The sequence below is a fragment of the Paenibacillus glacialis genome (assembly GCF_001637205.1).
In the GTDB taxonomy this organism is placed as follows: Bacteria; Bacillota; Bacilli; order Paenibacillales; family Paenibacillaceae; genus Paenibacillus_AQ; species Paenibacillus_AQ glacialis.
This window is the reverse complement of sequence record NZ_LVJH01000011.1, coordinates 1-19,339: the sequence shown is the minus strand read 5'-3', so window position 1 is coordinate 19,339 and position 19,339 is coordinate 1. Positions and strand designations below refer to the sequence as shown.

The window sequence follows — 19,339 nt, the reverse complement described above, 5'->3', positions numbered from 1 at the left end:
TAGAAACCTTTAGAACTGCTTCAAGAGCGTACGCCTCTTCAGAGCTTCTAAAGGTTTCTTTTCTATATAGCAAATAGGGAGCTGCATGTGGGGATGAATCATGAGTTAAGGGTATATAACTAAGAATAGGGGGTATGATCTATGAACTTGAAGAAAAAGAGTATTAATCGTTCACTACGGATCCTTATAATACTGGTATTACTTCTTCCTTTAGGGGGCATCGGGTCAGGTTCACTAGCAACCGCTACATCTACCACAGTCTGTGGAGAAGGGGACCATGGACTGCTGCAACAGTTACAAAAGCAACACCAGGTAGAAGGTCAGAGTGCACTCTATTTTACAGATATTCAATTTCTGAATGATCGTATAGGTAGAGCTTCTGGTAATGGCTTTATCATAGGCACCTCCGATGCGGGATGCCACTGGCAGGAAATATATACAGGGCAATGGCAAATTGCCCAAATAGACTTCTCTAACAATAAGAATGGGTGGGCGCTGGCAACGTTACCTTCCCAACAAAAGAAACATTTGATTCAGACCTCCGATGGAGGATCGCATTGGAAGAACGCCAATACATCCATTACATTTGATCGGATAGATCTACTGAATGACAAGGAAGGGTTCGGATATACAGCCACTTCGGCTTACAAAACCGTAGATGGTGGTGAAAATTTCACCCCAATTCCAACGCCTGTGAATAACCGATATGCTTTTTTTAGTGATATGAAGACAGGCTGGTCTATCGTGGTTATTCCAAGCGGAGGCTATAAGGTCATGAAGACGGTAGATGGAGGTAAACACTGGTCGCTTAAGTTGAAGGTGGCTGCGGATAGTCATAATGGTGGGGAAATATATAGCAACGGCAATCAAGTCTGGGCTGTGCTCTATGGAGAGTCAGGTATGTCACAAGTATCCTATTCCCTCTATGGTAGTACAGATGGAGGATCGCATTGGAATCGTGTTATCGCGCAAGATACGGCGGGAGGCGGCCCTGCCCCGGGTAGCGGTAAGGCCATAGTATCAAAAGGTCCTGCTTCTCCTGGTGGACATCCGGGCAACATGCAGCTTATCGGTAAAAGCACGGCATTCTTAGCGGGTGGATCACCTGCTGGAGAAGTTGTATCTGTAGGGAGTTCATATAATGGAGAAAAGTCATGGACCAATATTACACCATCCATTGAAGGATATGACGCAAGAATTTCTTTTACGGATAATAAAAAAGGATGGCTAGCTGTCGTAAACAGTTCCACGAAATCAGTAGTCTATATGACTAAAGATGGCGGCGTTAGCTGGAATGTGAAGTTCTCATTCATGAAATAGTAATGACTATAAGTTGGCTACCCCTATACACGGAGCGGGTAGCCGTTTTATTGAAATATAAGAAACTATACAATTGATCATGCAGAAGAGCGGTCATCTTTATTCATTATTTTTATTTGAATTGAATGGGCGAACTGGCTATAGTAGTACAATAGGAATGTACAGATTGGAGATTGTTAGATATATGTCAGACAATACACAAGCCAAGATACGGCTAGTCAGCCGCGTTGACGGGGAAGATGTGGTGCAGGAAATGCCTGCTGAATTGATTCAGAAGGGCACGGTACTGTATGTGCGATATGAGGAACTGGACGCAAGTCCACAGGGCGGCGCTACCCGAACCACGATCAAGATCACACAGAATGAAGTCAAAATAATTCGCCACGGCGAAGTTCAGTCAGAACACTCTTTTGAGTATGAGAAGAGATTGCCTGGCTTTTATCGCTCGCCATATACCACATTTAATCTTTCAACCTATACCACGGAAATGGATATGAAGATCGAGGGAATGTATGGGCATGTGCGGTTTGCATACGATTTATATGTTTTCGATGAGCTATCAGGACAATTTGCAATACATTTACATATACAGGAGGAATTATAAATCATGACACAAAACCCATTAGAGCTGATCAACCAATTGGTGTCAGAAGCGATTGCTGATGCTGTGGTTGCTGCTGGAGTAGTTACCCTTGAAGAACTTCCAACGATTACGCTAGAAGTGCCAAAGGATAAGACTCACGGAGATCTAGCTACGAACATCGCGATGCAACTAACGAAGATTGCGAAGAAGAACCCACGCCAAATTGCGGAGGGCATCATAGGTCATTTGGATTTGAAGAAAGCGAACATAGAGAAGGCAGAAATTGCCGGACCAGGATTTATTAACTTCACCTTAGCTAAGGCTTACTTATATCCTGTATTGCAGCAGGTTCAGGATCATGGCAGCGACTATGGTCGGAGTAACGTAGGCCAAGGCAAAAGAGTGCAAATCGAGTTCGTTAGTGCTAATCCGACAGGAACGCTACATTTAGGACATGCTCGTGGAGCAGCGGTTGGGGATTCATTATGCAATGTACTGGATTTTGCAGGATACCAAGTGACTCGTGAATATTATATTAATGATGCTGGTAATCAGATCGTTAATTTGTGTAAGTCGATTGAGGCTCGATATCTTCAAGAATTGGGTCAAGCCGTTGAAATGCCTGAGGATGGCTATCATGGTGCAGATATTATTGGTTTTGCTAAAGAACTGGTAGCAGAGAAAGGCGAATCGTTGCTATCTATGAGCACAGAGGAGCGCACTGCCTTCTTACGTACTTTTGGTTTGGAGAAAGAATTGGCTAAGATCAAACGGGACCTTTCCCGTTTCAGAGTGCACTTTGATGAATGGTTTAGTGAAACGTCACTATATGAGAACGGTCAAGTAGAGGTAGCACTCTCTGAATTGAAAGCAAGAGGCGAAGTTTACGAGTTGGATGAAGCGACATGGTTACGTACAACGGATTACGGAGACGACAAAGACCGCGTATTGGTGAAGAATGACGGAACCTATACTTACCTGACACCAGATATCGCCTATCATCGCAATAAATATAGCAGAGGGTTTGACCAGATGATCAACATCTGGGGCGCGGATCATCATGGATATATTCCACGTGTGAAGGCAGCTATGGATTCATTAGGTTATGATTCTGGGAAGTTGACCGTATTGATTGCTCAAATGGTGAGCTTATTCCAAGACGGTGAAAAGGTGAAGATGTCTAAACGTACAGGTAAAGCAGTCACGATGATAGACCTAATGGACGAAGTTGGAGTCGATGCCATTCGCTATTTCTTTACGATGCGTAGCATGGATTCACATCTAGATTTCGACATGGATCTAGCGATTTCAACGTCTAATGAGAATCCTGTATTCTATGTTCAATATGCGCATGCTCGTATTTGCAGTATCTTCCGTCAGGCAGAAGAACAAAACGTTACGCTGATGGCACTGTCAGACATCGATTTGAGTAAGCTTAATAATGACCGCGAGTATGAACTACTTCGTAAAATAGGCGAGTTGCCTGAAGAGATTGCTACAGCAGCAGATAATTATGCACCACATCGTATGGTTCGTTATGTTTATGAACTCTCGTCTATGTTGCATAGTTACTACAAAGCAGAACGTGTTATCACTGAGGACGTTATGCAAACACAAGCACGCCTTGCCTTGCTTGGTGCAGTTCGTGTAGTTATTAGTAATGTTCTGAAGATGATTGGTGTAACTTCTCCAGAAAAAATGTAAGCACAACTTAAAATATATTGAATAACGACAAAAACTGCCCTTCTATATTTTGGAAGGGCGGTTTTTCTTTGTTTTAAGGCTTGCCGTTACAGGTTGGGGGCCAGTGGAGATGAACTTCATTCCTTCTCTCAGTAAGCGGAGCGCGTTAACTTCACCTGAGTCGCGATCAAGACGTTGGTCTTTGCGCAAACGCAAAGGAGTAGAAGTACGTTGAAGTAGCGTTTTGATTTCTGCCGGCTGAAGGGCGTTGTTCTGTGCAAGCAAAAGCGCGATGGCTCCACTAACATGAGAAGTAGCCATAGAGGTGCCACTCATTTCATGATATTTACCATGTGTCCAGGAGGATATAATTTTATCTCCAGGAGCATAGATATCAATATACTGTCCTCGATTACTGAATGGTGCAATTCGTCGGTTCTGGTCGGTAGCTCCTACGGAGATGGTCTGCGAATAACGTGCAGGATAGTCGATGGATCGCCGTTTGCCGTCGTTTCCTGAAGAAGCGACTATCGGAATGCCAGAGAGATAGGCCTTATTTACGATTTCTTGTAAGGCGCGACTCCGGGTCTTCATTCCAAAACTCATATTTATCAGATGGACATGATTACGAACGCACCAATCAATGCCTAGTATGATATCAGATACATAAGCTGAGCCATTATGGTCGAATGCTTTGACAGGACAGATGATAGCTCGTGGTGCAACACCCATCATGCCTTCTGTGCTATTTGCTGCTGCAATGGTTCCAGCAATATGTGTACCATGACCGTTATCGTCGAGAGGTAACATATTACGGTTCAACAGATTAATGCCTCCGGTCAGTGAATATCGAATATCAGGATGTTGGAAATCTACTCCAGTATCGATGACTCCGATTTTAATGCGATACCCTGTTGATGTGGACCAAGCTCGGGGAGCACGAATCTGTTTCACGCCATAGGGTATGCCTGGATTCGTTTCGATTTTACTCTGAACAGCGTGGACCTTCATTGGCATATTGTCTTCCAGTAGCAGAACATCCTTATACCTAATGGCAAACTTACTTCGAGATGAGACGGGAGCAATAATGGCTTTAATTAAATGGGAGGACTGCATGTGGGGGATTTTAACGCCGTTTGCTTTAAGTTTGTTTAATTCCCTATGGTAGGCAAAATAGAGTCGGGGATTGAGAAAGGTCATGATACGTTTCTCTTCGACTGGGTTGCGACGATCGGTTTCTTCGAGCAACATCTGGATAAATCGAGTGTAGTCCATGTTGAGCCTTCCCCCTCTTGAAGAACCATGCTGAGATATTCTATGAACATGGAGTCCTGCGGGAGTGGGAACTTGCCCTTATTTTTGTAAATGGGCACTGATTTGTTGTCAAAGTGAAGCGGCGTACATAATATAGACAGAAGAGACCAGAATGGCTCTTACGACACTCCCATTTAGGAGTTTCTTCCTCGGGGAATGGATACAGTCATAAAGGCAGGGGGGCCCCTGCCTTTTTTAAATATAAGGGAGTATAATTTTCAATTGATACTCTATACCTTATATTTCCGCTGAATCGAGTTCCGCCTTTGAAAAAGGACGGCATTGCCGTTTCTACTTGATCGTGCGAATTTGTGAAGACGTATTATTAAATCCTGTTGTACTTGGCTTAACAATCCGAGAACATAAAAACTTGCAATTTAATCCCAAATAGGTTTTACTTATTTGTGTTAATGGATATGTTGATTGATATTACGTGTAAATATGCACATTGCGTGAGAGGAAGTGTTCATAAGTGAGTGCCCCACTCCATTTAAAACTTGATCCTGAAAGAATCAAGGAAATGCCTATGGTTGATCTTGCTTTTGCTATTTTAAAGACCGTGAATACGCCGTACTATTATCTTGATCTAATGTCAGAAGTAGCGAAACAGCGTGGTCTAAATGAAAAAGAAATGAATGATTTGATTGCACAGCTCTATACCGAAATTAATATCGACGGACGGTTTGCTTGTGTAGGAACCAATCTGTGGGGATTGAAACGGTGGTATCCTGTAGATCGTGCTGAAGATCCAATTTCTAACGCCAAACGTCCACGTATCATTAATGATGACGATGACGATTTGGAAGACGATGACTTCGCTGATGAAGATGAAGCGTATGCTGGCGATGAAGCAGAAGAATTCGACAGAATTGATGAAGATCATGACGATGTTTATAGCGATGATGATTCTGAGGAAGAAGCTGAAGAAGAAGTTGTGCTAGAAGACGATGATTTGGATGACGCTGATGATGATTCTGCAGATGATGATGACTCAGATGACTCCGATGAAATCGACGAAAAGTAATAACTAATTTATTTTAGAGAACGAATCAGAGTTTAATGTGTTGGAGTCGTGAATAATATCTTCCTGACTTGACACAGAACATGGCACAGAGTAAACTATTGCATGGGCTTATGATTGAACTTGAATAATTTTGAATTGATAAAAAGTGCCCCCGTACTACGGGTGTCACTTTTTTGTTTTTTAAAATATAAGAAAGTATTAGTTTCAATTTATACTCTATTCCTTATATTTCCGCGTAAAACGGGTGCCGTCTTTGCAAAAGGACGGCATAGCCGTTTCTGCTTGAATAGGGTTAAAAACTGTGCCATTTGGACAAATCGCATATTGTTATTTGCCATCAAGAGTAAGGAAGCGTTAATAGGTTACGATAACATCATATGTTACCTGAATTTCTGGACTTTATAAATAGGAGGTTTTTTTACAGTGACAAAGTATATTTTTGTGACGGGCGGAGTTGTGTCTTCTTTAGGAAAAGGGATTACCGCCGCTTCACTCGGCAGACTGCTCAAAAATAGAGGACTAAAAGTAACAATCCAGAAGTTCGATCCGTATTTGAATGTGGATCCCGGAACCATGAGTCCGTACCAGCACGGTGAAGTATTTGTGACGGACGATGGTGCTGAGACCGATTTGGACCTTGGCCATTATGAAAGATTTATTGATATCAATTTGTCTAAGAACAGTAACGTCACAACAGGGAAGATTTATTCTTCAGTTATCAGCAAAGAACGTCGCGGTGAGTATTTAGGGGGAACTGTTCAGGTTATTCCTCATATTACAAATGAAATTAAAGAACGTGTATACCGTGCAGGCCGTGAAGCTGGCTCGGACGTTGTTATAACTGAGATTGGTGGAACTGTAGGGGATATCGAAAGCCTTCCATTCCTTGAAGCTATCCGCCAAATCAAGAGTGAGATTGGTCGCGATAATGTTATGTACATTCACGTGACATTGATTCCATACATTAAGGCAGCCGGTGAAGTGAAGACGAAACCGACCCAACATAGTGTAAAAGAATTACGTAGCATTGGTATTCAACCAAATGTGATCGTATGTCGCACGGAGTATGAGCTATCGGCAGATATGAAAGCTAAAATTGCGTTATTCTGTGACATTGATGAGAATGCAGTCGTTGAATGTCGTGATGCAGCTACACTATATGAAGTGCCTCTTAATTTGCGTGATGAAGGCCTTGATGAGATCGTAGTTAATCATTTGAAATTGACTACGCCATTGCCTGATATGACAGAGTGGGAAAGCCTTGTTCATCGCATTCAAAAGCTCGACAAGACTGTGGAAATTGCCATTGTAGGTAAATATGTGGCATTACATGATGCTTATTTGAGCGTTGTAGAATCCCTTTCACATGCTGGGTTTGAAGCTGATGTTGAAGTGAAGATCCGTTGGGTTAATGCAGAAGAGATTACACCTGAGAATGTAGCAGATATGCTACAAGGCATTAGCGGTATTCTGGTTCCTGGTGGATTTGGTGATCGTGGTATTGAAGGTAAGATTTCGGCTATCAAATACGTTCGTGAGAACAACATTCCATTCTTCGGTATTTGCCTAGGTATGCAAGTATCCGTTATTGAGTATGCTCGTTCGATTCTAGGTCTTGAAGGTGCGAATAGCTCGGAGATTAATCCTTCGACGGAGTATCCTGTCATTGATCTATTGCCAGAACAAAAGGATATTGAAGATCTAGGTGGTACAATGCGTCTAGGACTGTATCCATGTAAATTGCAACCTGGTTCGTTAGCTATGAGTTGCTACGATGATGAATTAGTGTATGAAAGACATCGTCATCGTTATGAGTTTAACAATCAATACCGTGAAGCGATTGAAAAAGCAGGGTTGATTATTTCAGGAACTTCTCCTGATGGACGTCTTGCGGAAATTATTGAGCTTCCAGGGCATCCTTGGTTCTTGTCGGTACAATTCCATCCGGAATTCACATCCCGTCCGAATCGTCCACAGCCATTGTTCCGTGAATTCGTTAAAGCATCTGTGAAATATCAGGGTTAAGCCCTTTTAGTTAAGGTCTCTTTAAATGGTATAGGCATGAGGTTGAGAAAGTCAGCTTCGTGCAGCTATATCACTAGAGAGGCCTTTTTTTAAAATATAAGAAAGTATAAGTTTCACTTGATACTTCTATTCCTTATATTTCCGCTGAACCGGGTGCTGTCCTTGGCCAAGCATGGCGACGCCGTTTCTACTTGTGTTAATTTAAGCATATAGCAGGAATTAGACTCCGGAGGAAGAATAACATAATATGGGTTTCTTTCAGAAATGAGGGGCGTCTTATCAAGCAATTTAATTGTGCGGAGGTTGTTAACGGGTGGATAAGAAGAAATTATTAATCGTGGATGACCAAAACGGTATTCGTATTCTTTTAATGGAAGTATTTAGTAGCGAAGGATATGATACGTATCAGGCAGCAAACGGCAAATTGGCTTTAGAGCTTGTTCTGAATGAGTCACCAGACTTAGTGTTATTGGATATGAAAATCCCAGGTATGGATGGACTTGAGATTCTAAAAAGAATCAAAGAAATCAATACGGATATCAAAGTCATCATGATGACCGCATACGGTGAACTAGACATGATTAAAGAGGCGACGGATCTCGGAGCACTTATGCATTTTACGAAGCCATTTGATATTGATGAAATGAGAGTAGCCGTTAACACACAGCTGAAGAAAAACCTGCTTGAGAAGCGTACCTAAGATATTAAATTCTGCTTATTGCAGGATTTTTTTTTGTGTTTAGAATTGTGTCATCTTGCACAGCATGATAAATAATATAGAATTATACTGTATGAGCGACATCTGAACATCAACGAACCACACAACCTTTTTCATTAGAAATGCTTGGTTAGTATTTTTGATGTGATGTGGTATACTATAGATTGTATGGAATGTCGGCATATTAATATAGACAAAAACAACATTTCTTAGGAGGATTGGACCATGCCATTAGTATCTATGACAGACATGTTAAACAAAGCACTTAAAGGAAAATATGCAGTTGGTCAGTACAACATCAACAACTTGGAGTGGACACAAGCGATTCTTGCTGCAGCTGAAGAAGAGAAATCACCAGTAATTCTTGGAGTATCTGAAGGAGCAGCGCGTCACATGGGCGGTTTCTTTACTGTTTGTAAGATGGTAGAAGGCCTATTGCACGATATGAAAATTACTGTGCCAGTTGCAATCCATCTTGATCATGGTTCTAGCTTTGACAAATGTAAAGAAGCGATTGACGCTGGATTTTCGTCCGTAATGATCGATGGTTCCCACCACCCGATCGATGAGAATATTGAAATGACTAAAAAAGTTGTTGAATATGCTCATGCAAAAGGTGTTTCTGTAGAAGCTGAAGTTGGAACTGTTGGCGGACAAGAAGACGATGTTATCGGTGGAATTATGTATGCTAAGTTGGATGAGTGTATTCGTATCGTTAAAGAAACAGGCATCGATACACTAGCTCCTGCACTTGGTTCCGTTCATGGACCTTACCTCGGCGAACCGAACCTTGGTTTCAAAGAAATGGAAGAAATTCGTGACGCTACGAATATTCCTATGGTTCTTCATGGCGGTACTGGTATTCCTGAGAGCGACATTAAGAAATCAATCTCCTTGGGTACTTCTAAGATCAACGTAAATACAGAGAACCAAGTAGTATTTGCAAAAACAGTTCGTGAAGTGCTTGCTGCAAAACCTGATGCATATGACCCACGTGTATTCATCGTACCAGGTCGCGAAGCAATCAAACAAACGGTAATGGCTAAAATGCGTGAGTTTGGTTCAAGTAACCAAGCGTAATAGCATTTTGTAATATAGCATTAGGACAAGTCCTTAGGGGTGTCTTAGTTGAATAGTTTGATGTGGAAAGTACACCGCTTAGTCGGTGTCTTTCCACTTTTATCATATAAAGCCGTCAGCGCGTATCGTGTGTCGGCTGCATAACACGTAGGGGGACCCTTAAGCTTATGGAAAAATTGATGATCACTGGAGGACGGCCGCTGCATGGAACAGTATCCATTAGTGGTGCCAAAAACAGCGCTATTGCATTGATTCCTGCCGCTATCTTGGCAGAATCGGAAGTCATTTTGGATAATTTACCGATTTTGAGTGATGTTGCGGTATATGCCGAAATACTTGAGGATCTTGGCGCGAGTGTTTCAAGGGAAGGCAGCCAAATGAAGATAGACCCTTCCTCTATTAAATCAATTCCTATGCCGAATGGCTCAGTGAAGAAGCTAAGAGCTTCTTATTATATGATGGGTGCCATGCTAGGTAGATTCAAAGAAGCGATGATCGGCCTACCGGGAGGCTGTAATTTTGAACCCCGACCTATTGATCAACACATTAAAGGTTTTGAAGCGCTAGGCGCAACAGTAACAAATGAGCACGGATCTATTTACTTGCATGCAAAAGAGCTACGGGGTGCTAAGATTTATTTGGATGTTTCCAGTGTTGGAGCGACCATTAATATTATGTTAGCTGCTGCCCGTGCTAAAGGTTCTACTATCATTGAAAATGCGGCTAAAGAGCCTGAGATTATAGATGTTGCAACACTCCTCAATTCCATGGGAGCCGTAATAAAAGGCGCTGGTACAGAGACTATTCGTATCGAGGGCGTTTCCGAACTTCACGGCTGCCGACACTCCATTATTCCCGATCGAATTCAAGCAGGAACGTATATGATAGCAGCCGCTGCTACACGCGGAGATGTTCTAATCGACAATGTTATCCCTAAACATATGGAAGCTATGACTGCTAAGCTACTTGAAATGGGCGTACACATTGAAGAACTTGATGAGAGCATCCGGGTTGTTGGACAAAGAAATTATGAAGCTGTCGATGTAAAGGCACTCGTATATCCTGGGTTTCCAACAGACCTACAATCACCAATGACAAGTCTTCTTACGCAAGCTGAGGGCGTTAGTGTACTTAGCGATTTTGTTTACAGTAGTCGCTTTAAACATGTTCCTGAACTCGCTCGAATGGGAGCTAAGATTCGTGTAGAGGGACGATCTGCGATTATTGAAGGAAGCAAGTTGAACGCTGCGAAGGTCAAGGCAACAGATTTACGAGCTGGAGCAGCACTTGTTATTGCAGGACTGACTGTAGAAGAAGGAGTTACGGAAGTCGGTGGTGTAGAGTTTATAGACCGTGGTTATGATAACATCGTTGAGAATTTTCGCCATTTGGGAGCAGAGATTTGGCGTGAAACAGAGTGATTTACTGAAATCCATGAACAAGGAGATGCAATTTACCGAGGAGGATTTAGGTATAATTTGCATATCTCCTTGTTAATTGGGTAATGCTATCATAAATAAAGAACTTTCATAGTTTTATAGATTGTTGAATAAGATATATGGACTTATAAAATTGAATAGGTGGTTATTAAATGGATCTTCAAATTTCTGATTTGGAAGAAATGAAGCTGACCGATTTATACAAGCTGGCTAAACAATACCAGATTGCATATTATGGGCAACTAAAGAAGAGAGAATTGATTTTTGCTATTCTGCGTGCGCAAGCGGAGCAGAGTGGATTGATGTTCATGGAAGGTGTATTGGAAATATTATCTGAAGGATACGGATTTCTTAGACCTATAAATTACTTGCCGAGTACACAAGATATTTATATCTCTGCCTCACAAATTCGTAAATTTGATTTAAGAACTGGAGACTTAGTATCAGGTAAATGTAGAACGCCGAAAGAGAATGAACGTTACTTTGGGTTGCTTCAGGTGAACGCTGTAAATGGAGAAAATCCTCAGACAGCATCAGAACGATTACATTTTCCAGCGCTAACTCCTCTATACCCACAAAAGAAACTTGTGCTTGAAACATCCCCAACGCATTTATCTACAAGAATTATGGATTTACTCGCACCCGTAGGATTGGGACAACGGGGACTCATTGTAGCACCTCCAAAAGCAGGGAAGACGCTCCTCTTAAAAGAAATTGCCAACAGCATTTCCACGAATAATCCTGAAATTTCACTTTTTGTACTGCTTATTGATGAACGCCCAGAAGAAGTCACAGATATGCAACGTTCTGTAAAAGGGGAAGTCATTGCGTCTACATTTGATGAATTACCAGAGAATCATATTAAAGTGGCTGAACTTGTGTTGGAACGTGCATTACGGTTAGTTGAACATAAGAAGGACGTCGTGATCTTGATGGATAGCATCACTCGTTTAGCTCGTGCTTACAACTTAGTTATTCCACCTTCTGGTCGTACGCTTAGTGGAGGCATAGATCCAGCAGCATTTCATCGCCCGAAACGTTTCTTTGGTGCAGCACGAAATGTGGAAGAAGGCGGAAGCTTGACTATACTTGCAACAGCCTTGGTAGATACAGGTTCTCGTATGGATGATATTATCTATGAAGAATTTAAAGGTACTGGGAATATGGAACTGCATCTTGACCGTAAGTTGGCAGAGCGTCGTATCTTTCCAGCGATTGATATTCGTCGTTCCGGTACGCGTCGTGAGGAAGTTCTCCTAAATAAAGAAGAACTCGATACGATCTGGGCTGTTCGTAAGAACATGAATGATTCGATTGAATTCGTTGATGGATTCCTCAAGAAATTACGCGATTGTAAGACAAATGATGAATTTATAGCTTCATTTGATGCTACTTCTGCAAAACCAGCGACTAATAATAGCAATAGTAGTAGCAAGCCAAGTTCTGCACGTAGAACTTCCCGACCTTCAACATCTTCTTCAGTCTCGTCGTCATAATGGTTAGTGTAAGCATAAATGTATAAATATAAAGTCCCATGCGGCAAAATATAGCTTATTTACAAAGAGGGGAACATCATGTATCTGGTATACGCAGATGAACAAGGAAATGTATTTGATCACCCTTCACTCTATGGGCTTGCCCGTAGTGGAGAGATGATAGTCGAAATGATGGAAGATGAACTTATTCCGCTACCTGATGGTGCTACATTAGTAGGACTACCAAGCACTCGTGTAGTGGGAATGGATCCAGAGAGTGGTGAAATGAAGCCGCTACCGAACAATGCGCAAGCGGTTGGAGCGCTTCTTCCGCAAGGATATACAAGGTTATATCTTCCCGGTTATGTGAAGACAGATAAAGAATATAAACTGCCGTTATTCGGTTATTCGGCTGTGGTGTGGAAAGACGGTAAGTTTTTCGTAAGCGCACAATTGACGGATGATCCAGAGAAATGGAATCCGATGAATTGCGATACCGACGATCTGAATGAGGGTGTAAAGCGTCTAACTGAGAAATACCCTGATAATAGGTTGTATACTCATCTATCGAATTGTGCTTTGGGATACGAATGTCTAACTTCATCCAACACATTCCTTAATCGATGGGAAGGTGGCGTCCCAGTATCTCATTCTTGTAATGCTGGCTGTTTCGGGTGTATTTCTGAGCAACCTGATGATAGTGGATTTGTATCACCACAGACCCGTATGAACTTCCGTCCAAGGGTAGACGAATTAGTGGAAGTCATGCTGGAGCATCTGAAGACGCCAGAATCCATTATTAGCTTCGGACAAGGATGCGAGGGTGAACCTTCGACACAAGCGAAGATTATTATCGATGCAATCCGTGAGGTTAGAGCGGTTACCGATATGGGCTATATCAATATTAATACGAACGCGGGATTGAACGATCACATGCGTGGGATTGTTGATGCAGGTCTAGATCTTATGCGTGTTAGTACGATCAGTGCATTAGATGATCATTATAATGCATACTATAAGCCTAGAGGATATAATCTGGCTAATGTAGAGAAATCACTTCGTTATGCAACAGATCAAGGTGTCTATACCTCGATTAACTACTTGATTTTCCCTGGTGTAACAGATCGTGAGGAAGAGATTGAAGCGATGGTTGAATTCTGTCGACGCACCGGATTGAAATTGATTCAAATGCGGAATCTTAATATCGATCCTGAGAGTTATCTGGGGTTAATTCCGAAAGCTCAAGGTGAAATATTAGGTATGAAGCAGATGATTGATATATTTAAGGCGGAGTTACCAGAAGTTGTTATCGGTTCCTTCACACACGTTCCCCCAGAGGGAATGGCTCGTCTCAAAAAGGTAATTACGTTGTAGCTTAGAGCACTTTGAAAAGTCGGTATGATTAAATAAAATATTGCACATGATAAGTGAACCTGATACAATGCTATTATATGTCCACAAAACTCTGTGTCCACATGAGGCTCAGGGCGGAAAGAGGTGAAAGTCATGCAAGAATCAATCCAACCGAAATTTCACATCACTACAGCTACTTGTGCTTGTGGTAATGTATTCGAGACAGGTTCTGTTAAAGAAAACCTTCGCGTAGAAATTTGCTCCAACTGTCATCCGTTCTACACTGGGAAACAAAAATTCCTGGATGCTGGTGGTCGCGTTGATAAATTTAAGAAAAAATACGGCGTTTAATTGGACCTATGCTGCGTAAGCGCATGAGGTACCGAACATACGAAAACCCCTACTCTTCATAGAGTTAGGGGTTTTTTTATAAACATAAGAAAGTATAAGTTCCACTTGATACGCTACTTCTTCTTGATATTTTAAATCATGTGCGACAATGACCTTATATAGGAGATTAGAGTGATGTATAGTAGTGATTCAATACGATTAATAATGAAATGAAATACCCATAGATGAGAATAACTGGAATAATAATTATTCTATATTTGAAGGTTAATTTTAGCGTTGTGATGAAGGAAGTTAGCAAATTAATGGATAAGAAATATTAGGCGGTTGATTTTTGTACACTCATGAGCTATACTTTATCTCATCGTGCTAGACGGGGAGGTAGCGGTGCCCTGTAACTCGCAATCCGCTGTAGCGAGGTTGAATTCCTGTTAGAGGTTTTGTCGATGTAAGGTCTTGGTCCCTTTGTGCTATGTTGACGGTTGGGTCCTTCGCAATGAGTGCTTGTGAACCTGGTCAGGTCCGGAAGGAAGCAGCCATAAGCAAGTTACTCTTGTGCCGAAGGGAAGCCTAGCCCGAGTAGCTGCACAGGATTGCCGCTTGGATCGCAATTATCAATAACAGGTGCACGGTCTTGTTATGTATATGAGTATTTCTATTACGCATCTTTGCCAATCGGCGAAGGTGCTTTTTCTTTTTTGAAATAATATTTGATGTAATCATGAATTCAAGTTTTGCTGAACACGTGAATATAGTATAATGATGATGCGACTAAGCGTCATGAAAGTGGAAGTTGAAAGAGGGTAACGCAAAGTGGAACATATAGCGCTGTACCGTGCTTGGCGGCCGCAGTCTTTTCAAGACATGGTGGGACAACAGCATATTATTCAAACGTTGCAAAATGCAATACGCGAACAGCGGGTTTCTCATGCCTACCTGTTCAGCGGGCCACGGGGAACTGGGAAAACAAGCGCTGCAAAAATACTGGCGAAAGCCGTTAACTGTGAGCGAGGACCTGAACCGGAACCTTGTAATGAATGTGAATCTTGCCGACGTATAACGGCTGGAGCAGTGATGGATGTTCAAGAAATTGACGCTGCGTCTAACCGTGGGGTAGATGAAATTCGAGATTTACGTGAGAAAGTTAAATATGCGCCAACGGAAGTCAGACAGAAGGTTTATATCATTGATGAAGTGCACATGCTGACGACAGAAGCGTTTAATGCCTTATTGAAGACGTTAGAGGAGCCACCTCCTCATGTGATGTTTATTCTGGCTACAACGGAACCTCATAAGCTACCAGCCACGATTATTTCGCGGTGTCAGCGGTTTGATTTCCGTAGAGTGTCTCTAGATGAACAGACAGAGCGTTTGCGTCGCATTTGCGGCGAAGAAGGTATTAAAGCGGAGGACGAAGCACTTCAATATATTGCACGATTGTCAGACGGTGGAATGCGTGATGCGTTAAGTATTTTGGATCAGATCGCATCTTTTACTGAGGATATTGTTTCTTACCAACAGGTACTAAACATGACCGGCGGTATCGCCTCTGAACAGTTCGGTAGATTGGCCCAAGGCTTGCTTGATGGAGATATAGGCCTAGTTCTACAGATGGTTGAGGATTTCATGCAAGAAGGCAAAAGTGCAGATAAATGCATGGAGAACCTGTTGTATTATTTCCGAGATCTACTTATGATCAAAATGGTACCACACGCGGACAAGCTGACGGACAGAGTGTTAAATCCGGAAGAGTATAAAGAGATGGCAGAGACATTCTCTTGTGAACAGCTGTTCCAAATGATTGATATTTTGAATCACTATCAAAGTGAGATGAAATATGCTTCACAACCACAGACGTTATTTGAAGTTGCGCTGCTTAAGTTATGTAACTTGCCGGGTGGTACGCAAGAGGTATTGAAGATTGGACTATCCAATGAAAGAGCACAAGCATCACCGCCTGCGGATTCGGGGGAGATTTCTCAACTGAAGCAACAGATATTGGCTCTTGAGAAGAAGATAGAAAAATTTATGAAGTCAGGTGCAGCTTCAGGGAATGTCCGAGATGGTAATACAAATTCAAGACCATCTGGGATGCCAGCACCGCGGGTTTCCTCAACGACCAAGCTTCCTCCCCATTTGGATCAATATTTGGCGCATAAGAATAGTGAGACGTTTACGACTATTCAGAAGCAATGGGGTCCAGTTCTTCAGGGAGTCAAAGAAGAGAAGGTTACTGTCCATGCTTGGTTTATGGATGGAGAACCAGTGTCTGTATTAGAGGATTCTGTTCTGGTGGCCTTTAAGAATAATATTCACCGTGAGACCACGGAGAAGCCAGCTAATAAACAGGTAATCGAGCACGTGATGGAATCAAAGCTTGGGAAAGCTTATTATTTAGTTACGATTATGCAAAGAGACTGGATGGCGGCTATTGAAGGGTCTACGCAAAAGGCGAAAGAAGAACTGAAGTTAGAGCATGAACATGAAGATGGTGAAGAGAAGTCAGAACCGTGGATTGACGAGGCACTTCAATTATTTGGAGAAGACCTTGTAGTCATAAAAGAATAGCACATAGAAGTGCATCCAAAAAGGAGCGGTACTCATGAATAATATGAACCAAATGATGAAACAAGTGAAGAAAATGCAGGAACAAATGTTAAAGGCACAGGAAGGTCTTGCTACGAAGTCAGTGGAAGGAAGTTCTGGCGGCGGAGTAGTTACTGTTGAAGTTAACGGACACAAGAAATTGCTCTCTATTACGATTAAGCCAGAAGCGGTAGATCCAGAAGATGTAGAAATGTTGCAGGATCTGGTGATGACAGCGGTGAATGATGCCCTGACTAAAGCGGATGAGCTTGCTAACGATGATATGGGTAAATTCACAGGCGGAATGAAAATCCCTGGCCTATTCTAATTTTTCAGCAGAAGGAGATTTTTAGCTTTGTATTATCCCGAACCTATTGCAAAACTGATCGAATCGTTTACTCGATTACCTGGTATTGGTCCTAAGACAGCAAGTCGTTTGGCGTTTCATGTGATTACGATGAAAGAGGACGATGTCATAGATTTTGCCAAGGCGCTCGTTAGTGTGAAGAGAAATCTCCATTACTGCTCTGTCTGCTGCAATATTACAGATACCGACCCTTGTCGTATTTGTCAGGATAAAACGCGCGATTCATCCGTGATCTGTGTCGTCCAAGATCATAAAGATGTCGTGGCCATTGAACGTACGAAAGAGTTTAATGGGTACTTCCATGTTCTTCAAGGTGCGATTTCTCCTATGGAGGGGATTGGTCCTGATGACATTCGTCTAAAAGAATTGTTGAACAGACTTACGGATGAGCGAGTAAAGGAACTTATTCTAGCAACTAATGCTAATATTGAGGGAGAAGCGACAGCAATGTACGTTTCTCGACTTATTCGCCACTTTGACATTAAGGTGACCCGTATTGCTCATGGACTACCCGTCGGAGGCGATTTGGAATATGCCGATGAGGTCACATTATCTAAAGCACTGGAAGGCCGTAGAGAGCTTAATTGATCCTATTGTTCCTAAATTTAAATATGAATGCTGAGAAGTCCTGTGAAGGGCTTCTTTTTTTATTCTTTTGTTTGTTCTAAGTTTGTCCTTTTCTCGATATGTATGAAAGTGGGAGTTACGAGATAAAGGAGGATTTACTTATGAGGAGAATAAAAAAACTGTGGGGTAGTACTCTCAAAGAAGATAGGGCAACTGAACAAGAAGCGAAGGGTGAGCTCTTTACAGAAATTGAAAAGTCTAAAGCTCATTGGGAAGAAGCATATATGTATTTTGAAGAAGCGTTGGGTGAGGATCAAGTGGACTATGCCATTTACATGTTAGAAGCCGCAGAGCGTAAATATCAGATGCACCTGAAACAAGCTAAGAAATTAGGCATGGTTGCGAACAATTATCTGGGAATAAAGAATTAACATGATAGCCTCGTAGATGACGCCATATTAAATGCTAATAAAAGATACTGCATGAAGGGAGAATAAACATTGATGAAATGGATTGTAATGGGTGTACTTATATTATCTTTATTTGCTTTGTTGTTTATTGTGCTTAAGAAGAAATTAGGTTTTGGATGGTTAACTGTATTTGGAACACATATGGTGCTGGCAACAGTGGGGATATATTTAGTTAATTTCTCAGGTCTTATAACCACTGTATATATTCCGTTGAATCCGGTTACGATTGGAACCGTCACAGTATTAGGTCTCCCTGGCGTGGCTCTCCTGTATGGTTTGAAAATATATTTAATAAGTAGTTGACGTGTAATATCAAAACGTGTTATATTATTTCTCGCCCCTTGAAAAGGCATTGCAGCTTGCCGAAAGGTGAAAATGAGAAATTAAAAACTTCTCAAAAAAAGAGCTTGACGAAATGCTGGGTAGCATGATAAGATATAGAAGTTGTCGCCGAGATAAACTGGTGTCAACGAAAAAGAAAAATTGGTCTTTGAAAACTGAACAACGAGTGAGTAGATTTCACGAAAGTGAAATCAAAACAAATGAGAAATCATTTGATAGAGAAAGAAATTTCTCGTCAGTTTGTTTTAAATGAGCATATCGCTCTTTTCATAGATCGTTCCAAATCACTGCAAAGCTGATTTGAAACGATCTACTATATGGAGAGTTTGATCCTGGCTCAGGACGAACGCTGGCGGCATGCCTAATACATGCAAGTCGAGCGGAGTTGTTTTGGAAGCTTGCTTCCAAAACAACTTAGCGGCGGACGGGTGAGTAACACGTAGGTAACCTGCCTATAAGACTGGGATAACTACCGGAAACGGTAGCTAATACCGGATAATTTATTTCTTCTCATGAAGAGACACTGAAAGGCGGAGTAATCTGCCACTTATAGATGGGCCTGCGGCGCATTAGCTAGTTGGTGAGGTAACGGCTCACCAAGGCGACGATGCGTAGCCGACGCGATCTGGTTGACGGCCACACTGG

At 41.9% G+C, this 19,339-nt stretch carries 17 protein-coding genes, 1 rRNA gene and 1 other RNA gene; 18 read left to right on the top strand and 1 reads right to left on the bottom strand.

Annotated elements, in window-relative coordinates:
* The first annotated feature begins 141 nt into the window (after positions 1 to 141).
* The 3 genes from PGLA_RS08490 (at position 142) to argS (ending at position 3,607) form a co-directional block, all read left to right on the top strand.
* The gene (locus tag PGLA_RS08490) at positions 142 to 1,320 is read left to right on the top strand and encodes a beta propeller repeat protein (RefSeq protein WP_068531574.1); all 1,179 of its coding nucleotides are present in this window, start codon (positions 142 to 144) and stop codon (positions 1,318 to 1,320) included.
* A gap of 184 nt (positions 1,321 to 1,504) precedes the next feature.
* Complete coding sequence (locus tag PGLA_RS08485; protein ID WP_068531572.1) at positions 1,505 to 1,924, top strand: YwiB family protein; 420 nt, start codon at positions 1,505 to 1,507, stop codon at positions 1,922 to 1,924.
* A 3-nt stretch (positions 1,925 to 1,927) separates the two neighbouring features.
* Positions 1,928 to 3,607 carry an arginine--tRNA ligase gene (gene argS, locus PGLA_RS08480; protein ID WP_068531570.1) on the top strand — a complete coding sequence of 560 codons (1,680 nt, stop codon included), beginning with the start codon at positions 1,928 to 1,930 and terminating at the stop codon, positions 3,605 to 3,607.
* 42 nt (positions 3,608 to 3,649) lie between these two features.
* Here the strand turns inward: argS and PGLA_RS08475 are convergent, their stop codons facing one another.
* Positions 3,650 to 4,861, bottom strand: coding sequence for a S8 family peptidase (locus PGLA_RS08475; RefSeq protein ID WP_068531568.1), 1,212 nt, complete (start codon positions 4,859 to 4,861; stop codon positions 3,650 to 3,652).
* Between the two features lie 511 nt (positions 4,862 to 5,372).
* On the opposite strand from PGLA_RS08475, the gene rpoE reads away from it, so the two are divergent.
* The 15 genes from rpoE to PGLA_RS08400 all read left to right on the top strand — a co-directional run.
* Entirely contained in the window at positions 5,373 to 5,924 is a 552-nt protein-coding gene (gene rpoE / locus PGLA_RS08470) for a DNA-directed RNA polymerase subunit delta (protein ID WP_068531566.1), read from the top strand.
* Between the two features lie 423 nt (positions 5,925 to 6,347).
* A complete protein-coding gene (locus PGLA_RS08465; protein WP_068531564.1) occupies positions 6,348 to 7,949 on the top strand; it encodes a CTP synthase in 1,602 nt (533 codons plus the stop codon).
* Between the two features lie 313 nt (positions 7,950 to 8,262).
* Positions 8,263 to 8,649: a response regulator gene (locus tag PGLA_RS08460; protein ID WP_068531561.1), complete on the top strand. Its 387-nt coding sequence runs from the start codon at positions 8,263 to 8,265 to the stop codon at positions 8,647 to 8,649.
* A 243-nt stretch (positions 8,650 to 8,892) separates the two neighbouring features.
* Entirely contained in the window at positions 8,893 to 9,747 is an 855-nt protein-coding gene (gene fba / locus PGLA_RS08455; RefSeq protein ID WP_068531559.1) for a class II fructose-1,6-bisphosphate aldolase, read from the top strand.
* A gap of 167 nt (positions 9,748 to 9,914) precedes the next feature.
* Positions 9,915 to 11,168, top strand: coding sequence for a UDP-N-acetylglucosamine 1-carboxyvinyltransferase (locus tag PGLA_RS08450; protein ID WP_068531558.1), 1,254 nt, complete (start codon positions 9,915 to 9,917; stop codon positions 11,166 to 11,168).
* A 170-nt stretch (positions 11,169 to 11,338) separates the two neighbouring features.
* Entirely contained in the window at positions 11,339 to 12,682 is a 1,344-nt protein-coding gene (gene rho / locus PGLA_RS08445) for a transcription termination factor Rho (RefSeq protein ID WP_068531556.1), read from the top strand.
* Positions 12,683 to 12,760: 78 nt separating this feature from the next.
* Positions 12,761 to 14,035, top strand: a complete 1,275-nt coding sequence (locus PGLA_RS08440) for a radical SAM family protein (protein ID WP_068531553.1) — start codon at positions 12,761 to 12,763, stop codon at positions 14,033 to 14,035.
* Positions 14,036 to 14,167: 132 nt separating this feature from the next.
* The gene (rpmE, locus tag PGLA_RS08435) at positions 14,168 to 14,365 is read left to right on the top strand and encodes a 50S ribosomal protein L31 (RefSeq protein WP_068531551.1); all 198 of its coding nucleotides are present in this window, start codon (positions 14,168 to 14,170) and stop codon (positions 14,363 to 14,365) included.
* Between the two features lie 361 nt (positions 14,366 to 14,726).
* Positions 14,727 to 14,994: signal recognition particle sRNA large type (gene ffs / locus PGLA_RS08430), an RNA gene on the top strand.
* Between the two features lie 181 nt (positions 14,995 to 15,175).
* Positions 15,176 to 16,930 (top strand): DNA polymerase III subunit gamma/tau, encoded by a 1,755-nt coding sequence (gene dnaX / locus PGLA_RS08425; RefSeq protein WP_068531549.1) that lies wholly within the window; start codon positions 15,176 to 15,178, stop codon positions 16,928 to 16,930.
* Between the two features lie 34 nt (positions 16,931 to 16,964).
* A complete protein-coding gene (locus PGLA_RS08420; RefSeq protein WP_068531547.1) occupies positions 16,965 to 17,276 on the top strand; it encodes a YbaB/EbfC family nucleoid-associated protein in 312 nt (103 codons plus the stop codon).
* Positions 17,277 to 17,303: 27 nt separating this feature from the next.
* Complete coding sequence (gene recR / locus PGLA_RS08415) at positions 17,304 to 17,903, top strand: recombination mediator RecR (RefSeq protein WP_068531544.1); 600 nt, start codon at positions 17,304 to 17,306, stop codon at positions 17,901 to 17,903.
* A gap of 140 nt (positions 17,904 to 18,043) precedes the next feature.
* Positions 18,044 to 18,313 carry a DUF2508 family protein gene (locus PGLA_RS08410; RefSeq protein WP_145939513.1) on the top strand — a complete coding sequence of 90 codons (270 nt, stop codon included), beginning with the start codon at positions 18,044 to 18,046 and terminating at the stop codon, positions 18,311 to 18,313.
* Between the two features lie 72 nt (positions 18,314 to 18,385).
* Positions 18,386 to 18,655, top strand: coding sequence for a pro-sigmaK processing inhibitor BofA family protein (locus PGLA_RS08405; RefSeq protein WP_068531542.1), 270 nt, complete (start codon positions 18,386 to 18,388; stop codon positions 18,653 to 18,655).
* A 353-nt stretch (positions 18,656 to 19,008) separates the two neighbouring features.
* A 16S ribosomal RNA gene (locus tag PGLA_RS08400) occupies positions 19,009 to 19,339 on the top strand; the annotation flags it as partial.